This is a genomic window from Candidatus Culexmicrobium sp. (assembly GCF_058356305.1).
Map to the genome: position 1 here is coordinate 1 of NZ_JBTVBB010000031.1, position 21522 is coordinate 21522.

19 protein-coding genes and 4 tRNA genes are annotated in these 21522 nt (G+C 33.6%); 8 read left to right on the forward strand and 15 right to left on the reverse strand.

Translation table 11 applies throughout. The features are described from left to right. Nucleotides 1-742 precede the first annotated feature (742 nt). Nucleotides 743-1153, forward strand: coding sequence for a hypothetical protein (locus tag ACW8TM_RS09175; RefSeq protein WP_491532995.1), 411 nt, complete (start codon nt 743-745; stop codon nt 1151-1153). Nucleotides 1154-1169: 16 nt separating this feature from the next. After that, complete coding sequence (locus tag ACW8TM_RS09180; RefSeq protein ID WP_491532996.1) at nt 1170-1970, forward strand: hypothetical protein; 801 nt, start codon at nt 1170-1172, stop codon at nt 1968-1970. A 269-nt stretch (nt 1971-2239) separates the two neighbouring features. Here ACW8TM_RS09180 and ACW8TM_RS09185 read toward each other — a convergent pair. The 7 genes from ACW8TM_RS09185 to pyrI all read right to left on the reverse strand — a co-directional run bounded on the left by ACW8TM_RS09185 (nt 2240) and on the right by pyrI (nt 7410). Beyond that, nucleotides 2240-2315: transfer RNA gene (locus ACW8TM_RS09185), tRNA-Pro, on the reverse strand. Nucleotides 2316-2402: 87 nt separating this feature from the next. After that, nucleotides 2403-3803 carry a V-type ATP synthase subunit B gene (locus tag ACW8TM_RS09190; RefSeq protein ID WP_491532997.1) on the reverse strand — a complete coding sequence of 467 codons (1401 nt, stop codon included), beginning with the start codon at nt 3801-3803 and terminating at the stop codon, nt 2403-2405. 4 nt (nt 3804-3807) lie between these two features. Beyond that, nucleotides 3808-5589 (reverse strand): ATP synthase subunit A, encoded by a 1782-nt coding sequence (locus ACW8TM_RS09195; protein WP_491532998.1) that lies wholly within the window; start codon nt 5587-5589, stop codon nt 3808-3810. Between the two features lie 9 nt (nt 5590-5598). Beyond that, a complete protein-coding gene (locus ACW8TM_RS09200; RefSeq protein WP_491532999.1) occupies nt 5599-5913 on the reverse strand; it encodes a V-type ATP synthase subunit F in 315 nt (104 codons plus the stop codon). Nucleotides 5914-5917: 4 nt separating this feature from the next. Further along, complete coding sequence (locus tag ACW8TM_RS09205) at nt 5918-6541, reverse strand: V-type ATP synthase subunit E (RefSeq protein ID WP_491533000.1); 624 nt, start codon at nt 6539-6541, stop codon at nt 5918-5920. Beyond that, the gene (locus tag ACW8TM_RS09210) at nt 6531-6866 is read right to left on the reverse strand and encodes a hypothetical protein (protein ID WP_491533001.1); all 336 of its coding nucleotides are present in this window, start codon (nt 6864-6866) and stop codon (nt 6531-6533) included. The genes ACW8TM_RS09205 and ACW8TM_RS09210 overlap by 11 nt, the downstream gene beginning before the upstream one ends. Before the next feature lie 61 nt (nt 6867-6927). Then, a complete protein-coding gene (pyrI, locus tag ACW8TM_RS09215) occupies nt 6928-7410 on the reverse strand; it encodes an aspartate carbamoyltransferase regulatory subunit (protein ID WP_491533002.1) in 483 nt (160 codons plus the stop codon). A gap of 108 nt (nt 7411-7518) precedes the next feature. On the opposite strand from pyrI, the gene pyrB reads away from it, so the two are divergent. Further along, nucleotides 7519-8442: an aspartate carbamoyltransferase gene (gene pyrB / locus ACW8TM_RS09220; RefSeq protein WP_491533003.1), complete on the forward strand. Its 924-nt coding sequence runs from the start codon at nt 7519-7521 to the stop codon at nt 8440-8442. Between the two features lie 6 nt (nt 8443-8448). Here the strand turns inward: pyrB and nrdD are convergent, their stop codons facing one another. Both nrdD and ACW8TM_RS09230 read right to left on the reverse strand, forming a co-directional pair. Further along, nucleotides 8449-10674, reverse strand: a complete 2226-nt coding sequence (gene nrdD / locus ACW8TM_RS09225; protein ID WP_491533085.1) for an anaerobic ribonucleoside-triphosphate reductase — start codon at nt 10672-10674, stop codon at nt 8449-8451. A gap of 64 nt (nt 10675-10738) precedes the next feature. Next, nucleotides 10739-11449 (reverse strand): helix-turn-helix domain-containing protein, encoded by a 711-nt coding sequence (locus ACW8TM_RS09230; protein ID WP_491533004.1) that lies wholly within the window; start codon nt 11447-11449, stop codon nt 10739-10741. Nucleotides 11450-11552: 103 nt separating this feature from the next. Here ACW8TM_RS09230 and ACW8TM_RS09235 point away from each other — a divergent pair. Continuing rightward, nucleotides 11553-11645, forward strand: a tRNA-Pro gene (locus ACW8TM_RS09235). Here ACW8TM_RS09235 and pheT read toward each other — a convergent pair. The 3 genes from pheT to ACW8TM_RS09250 are packed head-to-tail and all read right to left on the reverse strand — an operon-like array spanning nt 11624 to nt 15525. Further along, a complete protein-coding gene (gene pheT / locus ACW8TM_RS09240; RefSeq protein WP_491533086.1) occupies nt 11624-13321 on the reverse strand; it encodes a phenylalanine--tRNA ligase subunit beta in 1698 nt (565 codons plus the stop codon). The genes ACW8TM_RS09235 and pheT overlap by 22 nt on opposite strands. Before the next feature lie 5 nt (nt 13322-13326). Continuing rightward, complete coding sequence (locus ACW8TM_RS09245; protein WP_491533005.1) at nt 13327-14832, reverse strand: tRNA ligase subunit PheS family protein; 1506 nt, start codon at nt 14830-14832, stop codon at nt 13327-13329. 24 nt (nt 14833-14856) lie between these two features. After that, complete coding sequence (locus tag ACW8TM_RS09250; RefSeq protein ID WP_491533006.1) at nt 14857-15525, reverse strand: metal-dependent hydrolase; 669 nt, start codon at nt 15523-15525, stop codon at nt 14857-14859. A gap of 84 nt (nt 15526-15609) precedes the next feature. Here ACW8TM_RS09250 and rimI point away from each other — a divergent pair, with 84 nt between their 5' ends. Then, nucleotides 15610-16080, forward strand: coding sequence for a ribosomal protein S18-alanine N-acetyltransferase (gene rimI / locus ACW8TM_RS09255; RefSeq protein ID WP_491533007.1), 471 nt, complete (start codon nt 15610-15612; stop codon nt 16078-16080). A gap of 42 nt (nt 16081-16122) precedes the next feature. Then, nucleotides 16123-18495 (forward strand): DNA-directed DNA polymerase, encoded by a 2373-nt coding sequence (locus ACW8TM_RS09260; protein ID WP_491533008.1) that lies wholly within the window; start codon nt 16123-16125, stop codon nt 18493-18495. A 14-nt stretch (nt 18496-18509) separates the two neighbouring features. Here the strand turns inward: ACW8TM_RS09260 and dnaG are convergent, their stop codons facing one another. Then, complete coding sequence (dnaG, locus tag ACW8TM_RS09265; protein ID WP_491533009.1) at nt 18510-19673, reverse strand: DNA primase DnaG; 1164 nt, start codon at nt 19671-19673, stop codon at nt 18510-18512. A 132-nt stretch (nt 19674-19805) separates the two neighbouring features. On the opposite strand from dnaG, the gene ACW8TM_RS09270 reads away from it, so the two are divergent. Continuing rightward, a tRNA-Thr gene (locus ACW8TM_RS09270) sits at nt 19806-19877 on the forward strand. A gap of 3 nt (nt 19878-19880) precedes the next feature. Here the strand turns inward: ACW8TM_RS09270 and rpiA are convergent. Then, entirely contained in the window at nt 19881-20576 is a 696-nt protein-coding gene (rpiA, locus tag ACW8TM_RS09275; RefSeq protein WP_491533010.1) for a ribose 5-phosphate isomerase A, read from the reverse strand. A 58-nt stretch (nt 20577-20634) separates the two neighbouring features. Next, nucleotides 20635-20791 (reverse strand) — tRNA-Trp (locus ACW8TM_RS09280). A 249-nt stretch (nt 20792-21040) separates the two neighbouring features. Here ACW8TM_RS09280 and ACW8TM_RS09285 point away from each other — a divergent pair. Next, entirely contained in the window at nt 21041-21508 is a 468-nt protein-coding gene (locus ACW8TM_RS09285; RefSeq protein ID WP_491533011.1) for a phosphopantetheine adenylyltransferase, read from the forward strand. The last annotated feature ends 14 nt before the right edge of the window (nt 21509-21522 follow it).

Genomic DNA, 21522 nt, shown 5'->3' on the forward strand with positions numbered 1-21522 from the left:
TTCGCCGCCCGAGAACACAACAATATGCAAAACTAACAATTATCTCATAATCCAATTCATTTTATGATTCCTTTTTGCGTCATATTTAGTATCCTTTTTCAATCTAATATGCTCTAAGATTATATTCCAAATGATAGCATAAGTGTTTTATCTAATATAAAAAATTTCAATATCTACCATTAATTTTTTAAATTAGTTTTTACTAACTTTATTTTGAATGTTATGTCTGAAGTAGTTAAAAGACCTTTAGGTGTAACTGTTCTTCTTATTGTTTGCTTATTTAATCTTGGTTTTTCAATTATTTTTTCTCTATATAATCTACTTCTAGTACCCATAGTTATTTTGAATATTCTTTGGGTTTTGGGTTTATATGGGGGTTATAAGTTTATTTGGATGGCTTCTCTTGTTCAGTTACCCTTCTCTTTTATTGTTTTAGCTTTATTTTTTTCACCATTTTTATTTTGGCTTGTTAAAGGTATTCCCTTCCTAGAATACAATATTTCTATGATTTGTTATATGCTGTTAATTATTGGAATAATGCCTGCAGGTGTAGGTTTTGCCCTCTTTTTATTAATTAACAGTATTTCTCCACTAATCTACAATATACTCGTCAATATAGAGCCATTACTTCGATACTCAGCCATAATACTAACCTTCATATATACAGTAACCGCTATAAGATATCTACGAAAAGAAAAAGTTAAATTTTTTTTTCTTAAAATAAATTATATGAGGGATTTTTATGAAAAAATATTTAAACATAGGTATGTTGGTAATATTATACATTACTTTTTTAGGGTTCCCACTAGTTTATGCAGAGATTTATGATTGGACTAAAAACCCGGAATTTGACAATGGTGATTATTGGGTTGGCAGAGTTTGGTGGTGGAATTTTTTCACAGGTGGTCATGGAACTCTTGAACCAAATAGTGATTACGCAATACTAGTAAATGTTGGTGGAGATTGGAGATTTTTATTAAGGGCGGACACTGATAAGGGTACAGATACAGTTTGTGCTGGAGTTACACAAGGATGGGTTTGGGATGACCCTGAACCTCCAGGAATACATAAACCCCCATTATTACAAATAACATCATCCATTAAGCAATTATGGCTTGAAACTACGCTAACATATTATACGTCTTATCCATAATTCTTTGGAGTGGGGCGTGTTAACAAATGTTTGGTTTAAAGTTTACAATGTAGTTGAATACGATCCTAATACTGGCGAGTCAACATATTATCCTAAAACAGTGCTTGGTATAGATTTCTATTATGCACTCGGTGGTATTCTTAAGCCTTTTGATGGTCAATTCACAAAGCACTTGCCAAGTAGTATGGTTTATACAAGGTATTATACTCAAGGTGTAGGTTCATATACTATCAATCTATTGAATGAATTAATTAATGCTCGCAACGCTGCAAATAATGCAAATGTATATTTCGCTATTGCCGATTGTTGGCTTGCACAAGTTGAAGATGTAGCTGAAGAGTGTAGCGGTTATTGTGAAGCTGAGTTTAGTAGTCTCAGGGTGTGGTATGAGAATGATGATAGTGGTATGGATCATGAAAGCCTTATGCTTCTAATTTGGAATGGCAAAGATTGGAAATTTGAAGGGTCTTTGGAAATTATTGGCGGGAGAAATTCAACAGATGTACATGTAATTAGTTCCATTTTAGCCGTAAATAAAGGAGTCTATAAATTGAATTTTAAACAATTAAATAATCAGACCTCACTTGTTGACAGAATAATATTAATAGCAATAAACAAAGACACTAACAAGGGCTTCGCACTTCCACTAACACGCGCATATCATACAACAAAGGGGATTATAACTAAAAAATTAAGATCCAGCGATGATATAGGTGTAAACTTAAAACCAGGAGAAACAATAGAACTATGGTTTAAACCCAAAAACACAACCAAAGGAGAATGGAAATTCATAGTCATAATGGAAGTAGACAAATAAACCACTCTTTTTTATTTTTAAACGAAGAAAATTCAAAAATCCAATTAATTTTTAATCACAACTTTAATACCTTAGTAGTACCTATTTTACTTTATTATTCTCAATACTTTAAAAGTCATTATCTTTCATTAGGCTTTTCAATGTTAGAACTTAGTTCTAATCAAGGCTTCATAGACTTACTGATATGCAAAATTGAATTCAACAATAAAATTATATCCAGATGGCACCTTAAATATCATGGATTTTTATCTTCAAAATGAAGATAAAAGTGGGGCCGGTGGGATTTGAACCCACGACCTTCGCCGCCCGAGGGCGACGTCCTAAACCTAGCTAGACTACGGCCCCCTAACTAATATTATCCCTTCTTCTTAATACTCAAGAAACTAAGCTATGGTATAACTTTAAAGAGAAATATATAAAATTGAAGGAAATCTAGGAAATTCTAGAGTATGTGGGGCAATATTGCTTTATAATGTCGGGATCTAATCTCTTCCACTCTGATTCAGGAATGTATTCACATAAAAGATCCCATCCTATTCGTAGAGTTGTTTCTAAACTTCTGTTTTCATAAACTCCTTGGGCGATGAACTTTCTTTCAAATGCATCTGCAAACTCTAAATATTTTCTATCTCTATCTGTTAATGCTTCTTCACCAACAACTGCTACTAACCCTCTAAGTTCTACTCCTTCAGCATAGCAGTAATATAATTGATCGCTCAGTGGGTGATGATCCTTTCTCGTATATCTGGTAGCTTCTTTCATTAATCGAGACAGTGAAGGTAATACGTTTATTGGTGGATAAATTCCTTTTCTATAAAGCGCACGATCAAGATAGATCTGCCCTTCAGTAATATACCCTGTAAGATCCACAACTGGATGTGTTACATCTCCTCCTGGCATTGTAACTATTGGTATCAACGTTATACTCCCTTTTTTACCAATTATTCTTCCACATCTTTCATAATTCGTTGCTAGATCTGTATACAGATATCCTGGAAATCCTCTACGTCCAGGTACTTCCTCACGTGCTGCACTTATTTCTCTTAATGCTTCACCATAGTTTAGCATATCAGTTAATATGACAAGTATGTGCATATCTTTCTCAAATGCTAAATATTCTGCAGTAGTTAGAGCCAGTCGTGGTGTTATCACCCTCTCTATGGCTGGGTCTTCTGCTAAATTGATAAACATCACTACTCTCTCAAGTGCACCAGTTCTCTCAAATTCTTGTCTAAAATATATTGCCTCTTCGGTGGTTATTCCCATCGTAGCGAATACTATTGCGAATTCTTCTTCTTTTCCGGGAATGGTGGCTTGTCTGACAATCTGTGCAGCTAGTATATTGTGTGGTAGTCCTGACTCAGTAAATAATGGCAATTTCTGTCCTCGACTTAAAGTGTTCATCCCATCGATAGCTGAAATTCCTGTTTGGATAAATTCTTTTGGATATTCTCGTGCAGCAGGATTTATTGGAGCACCATGTATGTCTAATTCATCTTCTGGAATTATTGGTGGTCCACCATCTATTGGTTCTCCTCTTCCATTGAATATTCTTCCAAGCATGTCTTCCGAGACTGGTAATTTCATTGTTTCTCCAGTAAACCTAACAGTAGTTTTGCTTGTATCTAAATCTCTTGTGCCCTCAAATACTTGAATTATTGCATATCCTAATCCAGTTTCTAATACTGTTCCTGTTCTAATTTCACCACTTGGTGTCTCTATTTTCACAAGTTCTCCATAAGCTACTCCCTTCACATCTTGAACTATTAGTAGTGGTCCCGTAACTTCTGTTACAGTTTTGTATTTTAAAGCTTTAAGAGATGGAGACGACATGTTATTACCCTCTAACTTCCTCCAATTCTTCAATTAATTGAGTAATCTGCTTATTGGTTTCTGTAACAATATATTCATATGCTTCCTTAAATTTATCTGGTGGTACGATTTTTAATCTAGCTATCTCATCTTTTATTGGTAGTGCTAGTATCTTTGATAAAGGTATTCCCTTTTCTAATGCTTGCCTAGCTTGATTATGGAAATGTAATATTGCTTTTAATAACAAGTAAGTTTTTTCTATCGGACAATATGAGTCTATTGGGTGATATGCATGTTGCATCAAAAAGTCTTCTCTAATCATTCTAGCTGCTTCTAAAATTTCCCTATCTGATTCAGGTAATGCATCAGGTCCAACTAATCTAACTATTTCCTTCAATTCATCTTCTTTTTGTAAAATTGCCATAGCCTCTGTACGAATTTTAGGCCAGTCTGGTGCAAGTTGTTTAGCATACCAGTTCTGAAGTATATCATTGTACAGTGAATAGCTTATTAACCAATTTATAGCTGGAAAATGTCTTCGCTCAGCTAGAGCTTTATCAAGAGCCCAAAAGACCTTAACTACCCTCAATGTACACTGAACAACTGGCTCCGAGAAATCACCACCAGGAGGTGAAACTGCTCCAATTACACTTACTGATCCATATCTTTCTTTACTTCCAAGTGTTATTACTTTTCCTGCTCTTTCATAAAACTCAGATAGTCTTGCACCTAAATAGGGTGGGAAACCTTCTTCTCCCGGCATTTCTTCTAATCTACCGCTTATTTCTCTTAGAGCTTCAGCCCATCTTGATGTTGAGTCAGCCATTAGTGCTACATCGTATCCCATATCTCTGAAGTATTCAGCTATTGTGATTCCTGTATATATGCTTGCTTCTCTGGCTGCTACTGGCATATTACTTACATTGGCGATTAATATTGTCCTTTCCATTAATGGTCTTCCTGTTTTTGGATCTTTTAGCTCTGGAAATCTTTCGAGAACTTCGGTCATTTCATTTCCTCTCTCACCACAGCCCACATAGACTATGACATCTGCATGGCTCCATTTAGCGAGTTGATGTTGTGTGACAGTTTTTCCAGTTCCAAATCCTCCAGGAATAGCTGCTGTTCCTCCCTTTGCTATTGGGAATAATGCATCTATTATTCTCTGTCCAGTTATTAATGGCTCATCAGGAGGAAGTTTTTCCTTAAATGGTCTCGGTTTTCTTACAGGCCAAATTTGCATCATTTTTATTGGAACTGTACCTGATGAAGTTTGTATTTTTGCTATGACATCATCTACTACATATCTTCCTTCGTCAACAATTTCAGTTATTTTACCTGAAATTCCTGGCGGCACTAAAACTCTATGTTGCACTAATGGTGTTTCTGGTATGACTCCTAGTACATCTCCTTCTTGAACTTTTTCTCCAACTTTAACTTCGGGTGTGAAATGCCATTTCTTTTTTCTTGGAAGTGCAGGTGCAGTAACACCTCTCCTAACAAAGTCTCCAATAATTTTACGTATTTCTGGTAACGGTCTCTGGATTCCATCATAAATTTGACCTATAATTCCGGGACCAAGTTCTACGGATAATGGCCTTCCAGTAGCATATACAGGATCGCCTGGTTTTAATCCTGAAGTTTCCTCATAAACTTGTATGACTCCAACATCCTCTTGTAATCTGATTATTTCTCCTATTAGTCCTTCCTCTCCTACTCTGGCAACTTCATACATTCTAGCTCCCCTAAGTCCCTTAGCTGCCACAACAGGACCTGCAACTTTAATGATTTCACCAACTCTTTCCATACTTCTCACCTAACCTAAGATAATCTCAACTCCAACAGTTCTTCTAACTAGGTCTTTCACAAATTCAAGTGTGGGGATAGGGCCTCTTCTATCTGGAATTTCCACAATAATTGGTCTGGTTTTTCCATAAAATTCCCTTAAAACTCCTCTAATTTTACTCGCGATAGCTTCAGTTATAATTATAATAGCTATTTCAGGATTTCTTGAAAGTTTACGTATTACTTTTTCAGCTTCAACTTCATTTTCTACAGTATACGCTCTACTTAATCCTGCAAGTTTGAACCCGATAACTGTTTCATAATCTCCGACAAGTGCAACTTTCATACTTTCACCCAAAAAGTTTTTTGGCGATTATTACTCTTAGTCTTCTCTCTAAACGATTTATTCTTTCTTCAAATGTATTGTCAAAAGTAAATTTACTATCAGCACTCTTAACAATAACCCCGCCAATACAGTTTAATTTTGCATTGACCTCCTTTATTATAGTTTTGACCCCGGTGTCTTCTTCGATTTTTTTAGCTATTTTTTCCCAGTTTAATTTTAATTTTCCATCTTTTTCACTTAACTCAACTATTAATTCTCCTCCACCCAGCGTCTTCCCTGCTTCATAAATTAATTTTTCAAGAATTCTCGGATACTCCTCACTTTCAGTAATTTTCTTTAGCCTTTCAATTACAGCATTGAAAACCATCTTTATAGCTTCTTCTTTTGCATTTAAAATCATTTTCCTAGCTTCTAGTTTTGCTTCTGCAATTTTCCTTCGAATTTCTTCTCCACTAATGGTTTTAAAAGTCTTTTTAACTTTTTCTTCTACATTACGTTTTAATTGCTCCTCAACTTTCCTAACTATTTTCTCCGCTTCTATTTTAGCTTCAGAAATGATTCTACTTGCTTCATTTTCGGCTTCTTTCATAATAATCTCTATTATGCGTTTTACTTCCTCATTTTTCACTTTTTTCTCCCTCCAAGATCTCTCTTACAATTTCTGTTACAAGAGTTTCTATCACTTCTTCAGTCCTCCTCTTAATTTCATTAACTTTCTTTTTTGCATCATTAGTTATATTCTCTATTTGTTGTTGCATTTCTCTAAATTTTTGACTTTTTAACTTTTCAATTTCTTTTTCTACTAATATGTCCAGTTTTTCAAGCATGCTTTTTGCTTTTCTTTCTGCCTCTTTAACTATCTTGTCTGCTTCCTTTTTTGCTGTCATGATAATGTCTTCTGCCTCTTTTTCTGCCAATAATATTTCCTTCAACTTCTCTGCTATCTCCCCCATTATTGCCACTCCTCTAATCTAACGAGATTTAGATTTAGAACTTTAAATACTTTTCAATGATCTAGAACTGTTGTATGATATCTTCAAGTTCAAGTATGATGCCGCAATATTTACATTTAAGTTTAACTGGCTTCTTGCTTATGACTAGAAATTTTGTCATAACTTTCTCTCTTGGACTATTAGTAATGCATCTTGGATTGATACATCTCAGAATATTCTCTATAGTATCTGGTAAAGTTATCCTTTTTTTCCTAATCACCTTAAAGTCCTTTATTATGTTTATAGTTGCAGTTGGCGCTATAAGTGCTATCTTATTTAATTCTTCCTCTTTTAACTCTCTTTTTTCAATTTTTACAATGTCTTTTTTCTTCAATTTCCTACTTGGAACATTCATAGCGATACTAACGATGAAACCTTCTTTTCCACTTATATTTAAGATTCTTAAGACGCTGAATGCATATCCTGCAGGAATGTGATCAATAACTGTACCTTCTTCTATCTTTTTTATCCTTAACTCTTCAACTCTAATGTTTTCGCCCACCATTTTGTTTCTCACTATTTACGTAATATACTTTGAGGAGTATATTTTAGTTGTTTTTGAACTAAGAGAAAACATTTAATTATTTAAGGATTAAACTCATATAGGGCGGTGTTGAATTTTAAGGGTAGGGATTTTATCAGCATAAAGGATTATACACGTGATGAAATAGAGTATATTTTTAAGGTAGCTATGCAGTTAGAGTCTATGCTAGATAAACGTTTAGATTTGCTAAGGGGGAAAATTCTTGCATCACTCTTTTTCGAGCCAAGTACCAGAACTAGACTAAGCTTTGAGGCTGCAATGTTAAGGCTAGGTGGGGGTGTTATAGGTTTCTCAGAACCAGGAGCTGCATCTATTGCTAAAGGTGAAACTTTATCTGACACTATAAGAGTGGTCGAAAATTATGCTGATATCATAGTTTTACGACATCCTCTAGAAGGTGCCGCTAGATTAGCTGCAGAAATTGCAAAAGTTCCAATAATAAATGCTGGTTCGGGTGCATTATCACATCCTACCCAAGCACTTCTAGATCTTTATACGATTAAACGTGAAAAAGGAAAAATCGATGGATTAACAATAGCCTTAGTTGGCGACCTAAAATATGGAAGAACTGTACACTCATTAGCATATGCTCTCTCCTATTACGATATAAATCTACTATTAGTGGCCCCACCCTTATTAAGAATGAGAAAAGAGATAATAGATGATTTAAGAGAGCTCGGTGTGAAAGTTAAAGAGTATGATACTCTCGATAAAGTAGTTAAAGTTACCGATGTAATATATGTAACCAGAATACAAAAAGAACGTTTTCCAGACATTTCTGAGTATGAGAAGGTCAAAGGTTCATATAAACTTACACTTGAGCTTCTTGATGGTTGTAAGCCTGATCTAATAATATTACATCCATTACCCAGAGTAGATGAACTAGATACACGTATAGATGAGACTCCCTATGCAAAATATTTTAAACAAACTCGGTATGGTCTAGTGGTTAGAATGGCTCTTCTAGCGTTACTTTTAGGGGCACTTAAGTAACCTAGATTACAAAGTATATCTCGTCCTCTTAAAGTATCTTTCTTCTTCCTTAGTCAAAGCTGCATACACGTTAACCTTCTTAGCGAGATATACAATGTTTCCAAATGATCTTCTGCAGTAAGGGCATCTACTATGATATCCTGCATAAATTTTTTCGCATCGCTTACAAAATGTGATGTCTTTGGTAAATGTAAAGGCTCCTAACTTCGTATTATTGATAAACCAGCGTATAACTTTCGCAAAATATTCTCTACTTGGCGTAGGTTCCTTTAAGTGAATGTTTAATCCATGACCATTCATTACTATTTCATGAAATTGCTCTTCTATTTTAACTCTCCTTTTAAGTGAAATAGACATGCGAAACGGAATATGCGCATTAGCAGTATACATCAATTCATTTCCAAGTTTCTCCTTTATTGTAGTATACCCGAAACTAGCAATATCATTTCTTTCAAATCTGCTTTCTACGTCTTCTTCCAAAGAAATATGAGTTAAACCTAATGTTTTCTTCTCTATGCTAATTTTCTTCCTAATAACTTCAATTATTTTCTTTGCAAATCTTAATGCTGTGTTGTTTTCACGAATCCAATAGCCTGTATGTATTTTTACAGCTTCAGGTAAACCTACATATCCTATATTTCCAATAGCATCTTCAATTTTATAGTAATACGTTCCATTAACAGTACTTCCTAGTAATGGTAAATGTCCACTTTCAAGCCTCTTCTTTATGCTTTCTCTTTTTACATCAAATGCTTTAATACACAGATCTATGTTTTTTTCAAGATTCGAGAAAAACTTATCATCATTTCCTTTTGATTCCAATGCTATTCTCGGTAAGTTTATTATTATTGTGTCAAGACATCCACTTCGTATTCCTCCAGTCTTCCTTGTTGATGGAATTCTGGACAAATCCCATCCATAAGTTATGTTTTCATTTTGCCAATCTGCATCTAGATTAATGAAATATGGCAAAGTCCATTTTGATGTAAGTTTACACAGATCCATGTATAATTCGTTAAAGTCATCATCTCCCACAATTTGCTTGTCTAATTTAACAATTAGTAACGGTGTTAAGAATGGTTTCCCTAAATCATCTCCTTCACTCATAGTTTGAATAATTGATTGGAATAGTTTTAATGCTTCTTCGTAATACTGTTGACTATTTTTAGATGGATTTTTTATGCTAATGCTAATGGCTAATGGAATAACATCTCCTCTTGATGTTGACATTTGATTTAACTGTATGAACATTTCCCTTAGTGCATTTTTTATTTCGTCCTTTTTTAGTCCCTTAGCATAAGGTGCAAGAACGTAATTGAAGTTATCTATTAATTGTCCTACAGCTAAATTGCTTTGCATTAATTGTACAATTCTAACTATAAAGTTTAAAGCAGCTCTAAATGATTTAGGTGGCTTACTGTAAGAAAATATGGGGCTTATTCCTGCAGGTGGGAAACCGCTTCTTAGGAAGAATGAAATATCATGATGAACTGTTGCAGGACGAAGTGACCAATAATTTGCATTACATATGTGAATTTTACCTGCTAAATGAGCATCAGAGACTTCTCTTGGTAAATGTTTGATTAATGTATATTCTTCCATAACTGAATCACCAGCCATAGCATGTATTTTGTCAGGCAATGCTTCACCCCCATAAATTGCTTCTTTAACTAACTTTTCTACATCATATACAGGTAATCCCAATCTAGTTAGTGCATGGCGATAATCTTCTAACCCTTGTTCTAAAAGTATAGCGTTAACAAATTCACGTATTAATGGTGCAGTTAGATAATCTATCTCTAGCCTAATTAATCTCTCTTCAGCTTCTCTTGCTATATCTTCAGCTAATTTTCTAGGCACCTTTGCTTCCCTCATTAACGCTTCTACAATTTTCTTACGCTCGAAGGGTTCAATAGTTAACCTTGAAGTTCTAACCATAATTTCCCTTGATCTTCTTCTACTGATATCCTCAAGTTCCCATAGTATTTCAGTCATTATTTTGCCTATATCTGTAAGGATATATTTTCCAGTCCGAGGATTTGTACGTATCAATTGATTTTCAACAAGCATTCTTATATGATATCCAAATTTTCCTGCATCAGTCCTTGGAGATAGATTTAATTCCTGCATTAATTCTGTGAAACTTAATTCCCCCTCTCTACTTAATTTTTTCATAATTTCAATTCTTAGTGAATTAGATAATGCATTAAGAATCTTCTCAATAGATAATATACGTTTTTTCGTAAACTTTCCCCTATAAGAATTATCTCTCTTTTCATTTTTCTATTTTTATGTTTCATTTTTCAAGATTCAAACCAAAATTCTTCAATATATATAATAGTTTTTCAACATTATTCACATGAGATACTGCTAATGGAATTTGCTCTATCCTAGCAAGCTTAATAGCCAATGAATCAATTTTTTCAGTTCCATGAATAATAACTGCTGCTGGTTTTATTGGATGTACTCTAATCGCTACCATTGGTGATCGTCCACGACTAACTTTTGTAAATATTAGGGCTCTCATAGATGTTGTACCCATGAGTCTGAGAAAGTCTATACCGGAAAGTGTTTCTATACATTTAATACTATCAACAACAGTATACCCAAAGATTCTTCTGCTACTCAAGTGTTTACAAGCTATTATCTCAGCATTAATTATGTCACAAAAATTTTTAATTGATACTGGCTCTGAAAATTCTTTTATGTCAAGTATAGCGTCAGTTGATATCGTCATTATTTTTTCAAATTCCTTAAGAATAGGGTTTCCTCTTTCATTATCTATTTTCAATAAAGTTTCTACATATCTTTTTATAAATCTTGAGCCAGGAGATTTTCTTCTTCCTCCTTCATAATCACTAATGACTGAAGGGGAAACATCCATATTTAACGCCATTTCAATCTGCGTTATATTGAAAAGCTCTCTCCATTTTTTCATGACAATCCACGGCTTATCTGAAAGTACTATTTCTCCTGCTATCTTTTTTGCAATTTCTTCTCTAGTCACTACTAGCCCCATAAATAGTATCTCATAATACATGATAAAAATATTAAGCTGTAATCTTTAGCAAGATTTAAATTGATAATTTATATTGCATTTAAATGATAGAGGGGCCGTAGGCTAGCTTGGAAGGCTGCGGGGTTAGAGTACTCTCCCCCAATGGGTCCCCGTGACCGGAGTTCAAATCTCCGCGGCCCCACCATGTACCTTTATAGTATATTCAAATAGTCTCTGAAGATTTAATTCAAAAGCAGCTACAGGATTTAGAATTTTAAATTTCATTAACATTCTAGGGTGAATTTCACCAATAATTCCAATTTCCTTTTTATCTTGTCCTTTCCCAATAATTATACGGGCAGTTCTTCCTAAAATGAATGCGTTATGAGATGTTTCCTCAAATTTAAATGGTACTCTAATTTTCTTCAGCATCAAGTATACAGGAGTGGCTATTTTTTCATAACTTATTTTAAAGTCTGATATTGCTGCACCAATCCTCAAAATACTTCTACTTTTGTTATCACTTTCTTCTGAAGGCTTAGTAACATAGCCTATTTCAAATATTTTTTGAGGATAATCTCTTTCTCTATTGTTGCTTAAGAATTCAAGTATCCCTGGAAGTAACCAGCTTCTTAAAGTATCACGTCCAGGTTGAACTACATTTAATACCTTTATCATATGCTTTTCATCAATACCAAAAAATTCATTTAGTATATTTCCATCAATCAAAGTTTGACTTATTATTTCTTGAAATCCGAATCCAATCATATACTCTTTCACTCTATCTATGAACCATGACAATTTATCCCTTATTGCTATTCTACTACCTTTTAAATTGTTACTCTTAATTTTTTCAATCCCATATAATAATAGAAGATCTTCAAGTATATCATTCATACATTTGACATCAAACCGATAAAAGGGAACCAAAATCTTTATTTTATCTTTACTTTTATTTTGCAATTTATATCCTGCTTTTAATAATAATTCCTTTACAGTTTTCATGGTCAGATTTATGTTAAGTATTTTCCTAGCTTTATTTAGATTTATCTCTATTGTTCTGCTTCTAAGTATTGGGGTAATGTTTTCAACATGTGGATACTTAATCAATACTGATCTTATTTTTCCTTCTCTTTCCAGCATGTTAGCTACCATCACATTAGTAATATTATCTACAAGCCCTCTTTCAATACCAGTTGATATGATTAGTAATCGACTTGTTTCTTCATTAATTTTTGTTTCTTCACTACACACGGCCATCGGCATTGACAGAACTTTTCCTTTTGAATCAATAATGACAGGGTATCTCTCTAATGCAAAGAAGAGATGAGCATGAGACTTACCGATGGAAGTTTGGGTTAATATTTCTTTAGCTTTCATGGCTTTTTTTCCTCCTATTGGTTTGAATATAATCTCTTCGGGCTTTTTACATGTAAATGTTATTGGTAAAGATAGCTTGTCGAGATCATGTACAGATATAGATGCTTTTCTTTTCTTTCGACAATATGTTTTATGTATTTTTTCTTGAAATTGTCGAATTTGATTTATTGCTTCTATGCCTAGTGAAACTTCTTCTATAACTGCACATGAAATATATGGTCTTACTTTTATTGCTTCAAGAGTAACATAAATTGTCACATTGATTCCTTTTTGTTCAATTCTATCAATTGTTTCTTTTTTTAAATAATTTCGTAAAATTCTTGAAATTCCTTCAACGGAAAAAAGATCAATTCTATCTATCGGGACTAATATATCTGCCTCTTTTACGTCATATTTATCTACTTCACATTTAAATAACGGTAATATTTGTGAAATTTCATTTATACTTAGTCTCTTTCCAATTAAAGTAAATAAGTCCTCCCATTTTATCCGTATTTTCACAATATCTACACCTCGAAGGATCTTTTTTGAAGTTCATCCAGATCCCTTGAAAATATATCTTTGACATTCTTTAGATTAAAATATGCGATAGCAAGCTTGCCTACATCTATATTCCAAACCAATGTAGTACTGTTAATTTCCAGAATATTCCTAGAAATTTCTTCTCTCATAACACCCATCTTTATACATTCAATCCAATCAGTTTCATTATGATACACTAGGACTTTTAAGGTTGGTTCAGTATATGGCTGGAATGATGGTTTAATTAGATATCTTCTTACTCCTAAATCTTTAAATAAAATTTCCACTAATTTTGTTAAATTGCCTATATTTGCATCATTATGACTATAAATTATACTAATATCGACTGTTTCCATGTATCCTACAGTCTTCTCTATGTTCGCTTTGAATGATCTACCTACACAGAAGATTTTCATGTTATCATTTGCAAGTTTTTCATGTACAATATATCTAAGTAACACGGGCATTGTTGATGTTCTCAATATTAGTCTTCTTGCATATTCTACACTCCATAAGTGTTCAGTGAAATTTTCATATTTTCCTTTTTCTTCATATAATCTTCTTACAAGATCTTTTTTTCCCTTGGGTATGATATCTCCCACACTTGGTTGCTTTAATATCAATGGTTTTTCAAAATCTCTAATTGGATTATCTTGAGGATAGTAAAGCATATCGAAGTTCCAAAATTCTAATTCAACAAATGGTCCATGTATTTCCTTAAATCCTAACTGAACTAATACTTCTTTTATTCTATCAACAAATTTAGAGAGAAAATGCCTGTTTCCATGGTAAACTTTTACAGGTATAAGAGTTACATCATATTTTTTTATGTGTTTTTTCTCCCAGCTTCTATTGATGATATGTTCTCTAGTTAATACTGTAATTTCCTCTTCAACTTTACTTTTTAATAATTTTTCACCTTCCTCTGTTAAAAATATCATAATTTGAGGTTCATTCTTTATTTTGACCAGCTTTCTTTTTTTGAGGATTTCAAGTATGTCTAACAATTCTTTAGTTATGTTGTCAATATTCTTACCCTTCTCATCTATGGCTATTTCCTCCAATAACTTTTCGTCTATTCCTTTGGGAGGCTCAGTTTTGGAAGTAAGTAATATTTCTCCCTTTTTTATCTTTATCCATCCCTTTTTTCTTGCCCATCCGATTGCACCTTGAATATTTTCTTCTTTAATATTTCTGATTAATTCTTCCACTTTTGGTCTTCTATTTTGTTTAGCAATTATTCTGATAATTCTTCTTTCAGGAAGTCCTTTGGCTACAGCTTCCATCCCTTTAATAGTTAATTCTACTTTCCTTCTAGTTAGAATTCTCAATTTAACGGCTTTCTTTCTAGACAGTCTATTTAAAATGGAAAAAACCGTGTTTTTATCCATTTTACATTCCTTTATAAGCCGATCTATGTTGACTTTTCTTCCAAGTGAATAAATTTTTTTGAGGATTTTCTTCTCAGTACTACTTATTATGTTATTCATTTTCATCATCATGTGATTGTTAGTTTATATTATGATCCACTCTCCAATGCTTGGTATAATTACATTTGTTCCTGGTATGTTTTCCTCAACCATTTTCTTAAAAATACTTGGATCTTGTTTAATGACTGGAAATGTGTTATAATGCATTGGAATTACTATTTCTGGTTTAATCATTTTTACTGCCTCTAAAGCTTCACGTGGACCCATAGTGTAATAGCCTCCGATAGGAAGCAATGCAATCTTAGGCTTATACAGTTCTCCTATAATTCTCATATCTCCAAAGAGCCCTGTATCTCCAGCATGATAGAAGCTTTCATCTTTACACCTTACAATAAATCCTACTGGAGCTCCTCTACTACAAGAATGAAAAGCTTGTACTAGTGTAATCTCCAAACCGTCCAATAAGATTGTCCCTCCAATATTCATTCCCAAGACGTTATTAATGCCCTGGCTCGAAACATATTGTATTAATTCGTATATTCCAATTACCTTGGCATTAGTTCTTTTTGCTATTGTAATGGCGTCTCCTAAATGATCACCATGATCATGTGTTATAAGAATTAGTTCAATTTCTCCTAGATTTTCGATTTTTTCTTTAGCCAAGGGATTTCCAGAAAGCCATGGATCTATCAGTATATTTTTGCCACATATTTCAATTTGGAAGCCTGCATGACTAAGCCACTTTAACTTCATCTCATCCCTCCTCACAAATCTAAATAAAAATAATAAAATAAATCTTAATATACTTCTCACTTAATGATTATATGCTGATTTTAAATGAATAAAAATCTAGAAAATATAGTCATACGGAAGATAAAGAACGAAGACGACGTCCGGGCTGTTTATCTCATTGAGCAAATTTCATTCAGCAATCCTTATTCCTATAAATTACTGCATTTTTTATCATCTTTACATGGAGAGTCCTTTTTTGTAGCCGAAATTAACAGTAGGATTGTCGGTTATGTTATTTCAGTTACAAGAAGAGGTTACGTGGGTCATATACTATCAATTGCTGTTGACCCTTTACATAGAAAACTTGGAATAGCTTCAAAATTAATTAAAGAAATTGAAAATCACTTGAAAAGAAAAAATGTTATTGTTTTAAGATTGGAAGTTAGAATAGATAATTTTATAGCCAGAAAATTTTACTTGAAATTAGGATTTAAAGATGGATACATTATTCCCAACTATTATGGTAATGGTAAATCAGCCATAGTAATGTTCAAAATATTGAGACAAGAAAAATAAGTCTGACTATCCTCAAGAATTAATTGGGGGAAGAAAAATACTATGGAATTATTATTCTGGCCCCTAGATATTTCATATGATGTAGATGAAGGGGTCTCCCGAATATTTATTTGGAGCATAACTAAAGACAATCGTCGAGTTCTTTTGGTTGATGAGTCTTTCCGCCCATACTTCTATGTCTTACCGAAAAGTTCAGCTATAGATTTAGTTTTTAAGCAACTTGAATCACTAAAGAAAACTCTTTCTTTTATAATGTCTATTAGAAAAGAGTCAAAGTTTTATTTTGGCAAACCGGTTACAGCGATAAAAGTTACTGTTAAATCTCCTTCTGATATTGGTAAAGTGAAGGATAGAATAAAGCAATTATCTGGTATCTCTGAAATTTTAGAGGCAGATATTAGGTTCTATATGAGATACTTAATAGATAAAAATATCTATCCATGTAGTTGGCATAAAGTATCAGTTACTAAGCTTAATGTAAATAAAGAATTAAAAGTAGATGCAGTATATCAGATTAATGATGACCCTAGATCAATTGAAGATTCATCTATTCCCAGTTTTAGGATGCTATCCTTTGATGTTGAATTCTATAGCCCAAAAGGCACACCTAAACCACACGATAATCCAATTGTAATTATATCAATAATTACAAATTCAGGTGAGCATAAACAATTTACACTAGATGAATACGATGAACGGGAACTATTAACTCTATTTACCAACTATATTCTGAATTATGACCCTGACATTATAGTTGGATATAATTCAAATAAGTTTGTTTGGCCTTATATTCTTTCAAGAGCTAAAAAACTAGGAGTGACAATTTCAATAAGTAGAGAGTTCTCAACACCACAAACTAGCGTTTATGGCCACATCTCTATAGCTGGAAGAGCAAATTTAGACATGCTAGATTATGCTGAAGAACTATATGAAGTGAAAATAAAAACTTTACAAAACGTTGCAGAATATCTAGGAATAAACAGTATAAGAGAACGCTTATTAAAAGCACCTTGGCTTTATCAGTATTGGGGTGATCCTGCAAAGAAGAATGCATTGAAAATACACTCATCTACTTCTGCCAAGATAATACTTGAAATAGCTGAAAAGTCATTACCTTTTGCTATCCAATTATCTAATGTCACTGGTATTCCACTCGATCAAGTTCTTGCAGCTGCAGTAGGTTTCCGTGTTGAATGGTATCTAATGAGACAAGCTTTTCTTGAAAATGAATTGATACCAAATAGGATTGATCGACCCTACACTCCCTACCGTGGTGCACTAGTCCTTAAACCAATAAAAGGCTTACATGAAAATATAGCCGTAATAGATTTCTCTTCAATGTATCCTAGTATTATGATTAAGTATAATATTAGTCCGGATACCTACATAGCCCCTGATGAATTTTTACCTTCTGATGAGTATTATATTGCACCAGAAGTTGGTCATAGATTTAGAAAATCACCTCCAGGCTTCTATAAGCGTGTTCTTGAGAGATTAATAAGTTTAAGAGATAAAGTTCGTTCCCAATTGAAAAACATAGATGAAAAATCTCCTGAATACATACTGCTTAATAATCGTCAGAAAGCTTTGAAAATAATTGCTAACGCATGTTATGGCTATACTGGTTGGTTTGGTGCGAGATGGTATGTAAGGCAATGTGCTGAAGCAACAACTGCCTTTGGTAGAAGAACAATATCTGAAGCAATAAAATTAGCTAGGGACCTTGGATTGCATATAATTTATGGTGATACTGATTCTTTATTTGTAAAGTATGATCCAGATAAAGTCAAAAATTTTCTTTCTAAAATAAAAAGAAATGTAGGGTTAGACATTAAAATTGATAAGATTTATGTGACCTGCTTGTTCACTGAAGCAGCTAAGCGATATGCAGGTCTTCTCCCTGATGGACGCGTTGAAGTGGTTGGATTCGAAGCTGTACGTGGAGACTGGTGCGAATTAGCACAAGAAGTTCAATTTAGAGTTATAGAGTTAGTCTTAAGAGAAAGATCACCACAAGTAGCAATCAATTACTTAAGAGAAATAATTGCTACATTAAAATCACGTAAAATTCCCCTCGAAAAACTTGTTATTTGGAAGACTCTCTCTAAATCAATTGATGAATATGAAGTTGATGCTCCTCATGTGGCTGTTGCCAAAATTCTTCGAGATAAAGGTTTTTCTCTTGAGATTGGAGATAAAGTAGGTTACATAATTACTAAGGGTACCTCTAAACGGCTTGCGGATAGAGCTAAACCATATTTCATGGTCAATTACAGTGACGTCGACATAAATTACTATATTTCAAATCAAATAATACCTTCAGCCCTCAGAGTGCTCTCAGTGTTCAATTATACAGAGAAGTCTATACTAACGAAAATTTCTACAAGGACTTTAGACTTATGGTTTAGAAAATAAGTTATTTGTTAGGACTAAGAGGCTATCTCTTTAAAGTTTAGTATTAATAAGTTGACAGGTCTTTTTGTTATTTTACCTATTCTAGCTCCAATTATTATCTTCACATTTTTTTCACTTGCTATATCAACTATTCTCTGAGTTATAACACCATCAAATACGATTCCATATACTTGACTGTAAGTTATCTTTTTGAGTTCTTCTACTAGTTTTCTAACTGGCATCCTGTTAACTTCTTTCCATTTATCATTATAAAGCACTGCTTCAAGAGTGCCTTTAAGTTCCTTGATTTTTTCAACTACCTCATTAGGAATTGGCGGTGCATATACTACTTTTGTTTTCTGTCTAGTCTTTTCTATTTGACTTAGATAGTCCTCTGCAGGTATGATGTTCGATAGACATTTTGCAAGTTCTTTTGCAGTTAGCTCTTCAACTTCTCTTCCTGGAGGGGCTCGGGCAACATAATCAATTTCAGCTACTTGAAGTAGTTCTTTTAGAATAAGTTCTCCCGCTCTATCTCCATCAACGAATGCAATCGTCTTCTTGGATTTACTTAGTTCTATAATTGTTTTAGGGATTGAGGTTCCTTCAATGGCAATAGCATTTCTATATCCATGCTTCAATAAGTTTAGAACATCAGCTCTTCCTTCGACTATGATTATTGTATCCTCATGATCTATATCTGGTCCTGCGGGTAACTTTTCATCACCATATTTTATTATCTCTGCCGCTCTAATTTCTTTTAATATTTTGTCAATGATTTCTTTTGTTTCTGGAATTTTGTCTCTCTCCCATTTCAGTAGAATTTCCTTAGCTCTTCTTATTACCTTGCGTCTTTTTTCTTCTCTTGCATCTTCAATATCTTCTAATTCAAATCTTGCCGAGCATGGGCCTACTTTATCTATAGTCTCAATAGCAGCTGCTACTAATGCTGTTTCTATCCGACCTAGACTAGATGGTATAGTAACCTTCCCTATAGTTTTTCCTCCTTTGGAGCTTAACTGAACTTGGATTCTCCCAATCCTTCCTGTTTTTTGTAGTTCTCTTAAGTCAAGTTCATCTCCTAATAATCCTTCAGTTTGACCAAAAATTGCACCAATAACATCAGGTTTTTCTACTATTCCATCAACTTCAAATGATACATGAATATTGTATTTTGCAGTTAGAGTTAATCCTCCCATTATCAACTCCTCCGCTTAATTTATTTATTGCCCTTATCTTTATTTTTAATGTTACCTAATAACCTGATTTCTAGCTATTTATTGTTATTTCGCGTAAAATTTTATTGTTGTTTCTTTACCCTATTAATTGAAGCCCCGGTAGCTCAGCGGCAGAGCGGCGGCCTCGTAAGCCGTTGGTCGCGGGTTCAAATCCCGCCCGGGGCTTACTTAACTTAATTTTAACACAGTGTTTTTATATCCAATATATGCCATATCCACTTTCCTAGTAAAAATCCCTACTTCTATTACTCCTGGTATGTTTTTTAATTCGCTTTCAAGTTCTCTTGGCTCTTTTATGGCTTCATTTAAATATAAGTCAACTATGAAGTTGCCATTATCAGTTATAACTGGCCCAACCTTTCCTGCACTGCTGATTCTAATAACTGGCCTACCATACTTCTTAAGGTGTTTTATCGTTATTTTCCATCCAAATTTCAAAACTTCTATTGGAACTGGATGTTTTTCTCCTAATTTATCTACAAGCTTAGTATAGTCTGCAATTATTATATACTTCTTACTTCCATAAGCTATTATTTTTTCACGAGTTAAAGCTCCTCCTCCCCCCTTTACTAGAAACAATTTTTTATCAATTTCGTCAGCACCATCAATAGTGATATCTATGTTTTCAACTTTATCTGGGCATATTACTTGAAAATTATATTTACATGCTAAGAGTAATGCTTGATAAGAAGATGGGACAATCTTCACCTCTATTTTTTCCCTCTTTATTTTTTCTTTTAACTTCTCAGCAAATATTGCTATTGTAGAACCAGAGCCAAGCCCAAGTATCTGGTTGTTTGACACGTTTTCTAGGGCTGCTTCTGCAGCTAATTCTTTAATTTTTATCAATTTATTTTTTGACATGGTTTCTCATTTTTATAACTGTTTCATATTCTGTTAATATTTTTTGTTAGAAGTATGATGGGGCCGGTGGGATTTGAACCCACGACCAACGGGTTTCTCCTATACCGCTCCAGAGCTCAGTCATCCTCACATGAGTCAACTTTCACATATAATGCTCTGGAGCCCGCCGCTCTCCCTTGCTGAGCTACGGCCTACTGCTCTTTCTTAAGAGTCCCAGCCCTAACACCAGCCCCTTTATTTTATTTGCTAGAGGATGTGATAAGTTTTTCTCATGTTTGCCTAGAGTTTTTATCTTTTTCTTTCCTAAATATTATGGGATTTAACATATCAACTAGAAAAGTAATGATTAGCTACCAATTATCTCTCTTGCTGTATATAAAAAGAGAGATTGAAGAAGTGGGACTTTTAAAGAAGGTGAAGGACAATTTTATATGTACTCAGAAAAGATTAGATAACGAATTGAAATGAAAAACCAAAGTTGTTATGTCGCTGTAGGGGGAACATTTGATTCCCTACATGAAGGTCATAAACTTCTCTTGAAAACCTGCTTTAAGGTAGGCAAAAAAGTTCTGATAGGACTCACTAGTGACTCTCTTGCAAAGGATAAATGTCATTATGTCCCTCCTTTTTCTCAGAGAAGAAAAAGTATTGAGTCCTTTCTTAAAAGTTTGGGTGTAATTGATAGGGCTGAGATAATTATGTTAGATGATGCCTATGGACCAACTGTAAGTGATAAGGAGATTTGTACTATTGTTGTAAGTGAAGAAACATTTGTTAGAGCTTTAGAAATAAATCGAATCCGTAGAAGTCGTAGGCTTCCTCCTTTAAAAATAGTAGTTGTTGAATTGGTTAAAGATAACGATTTACGTCCAATTTCATCAGCTAAAATTAGAAGAGGAGAAATTATTTGGAAACCTTTCATTGAAGTCTAGCAACTATATACAGT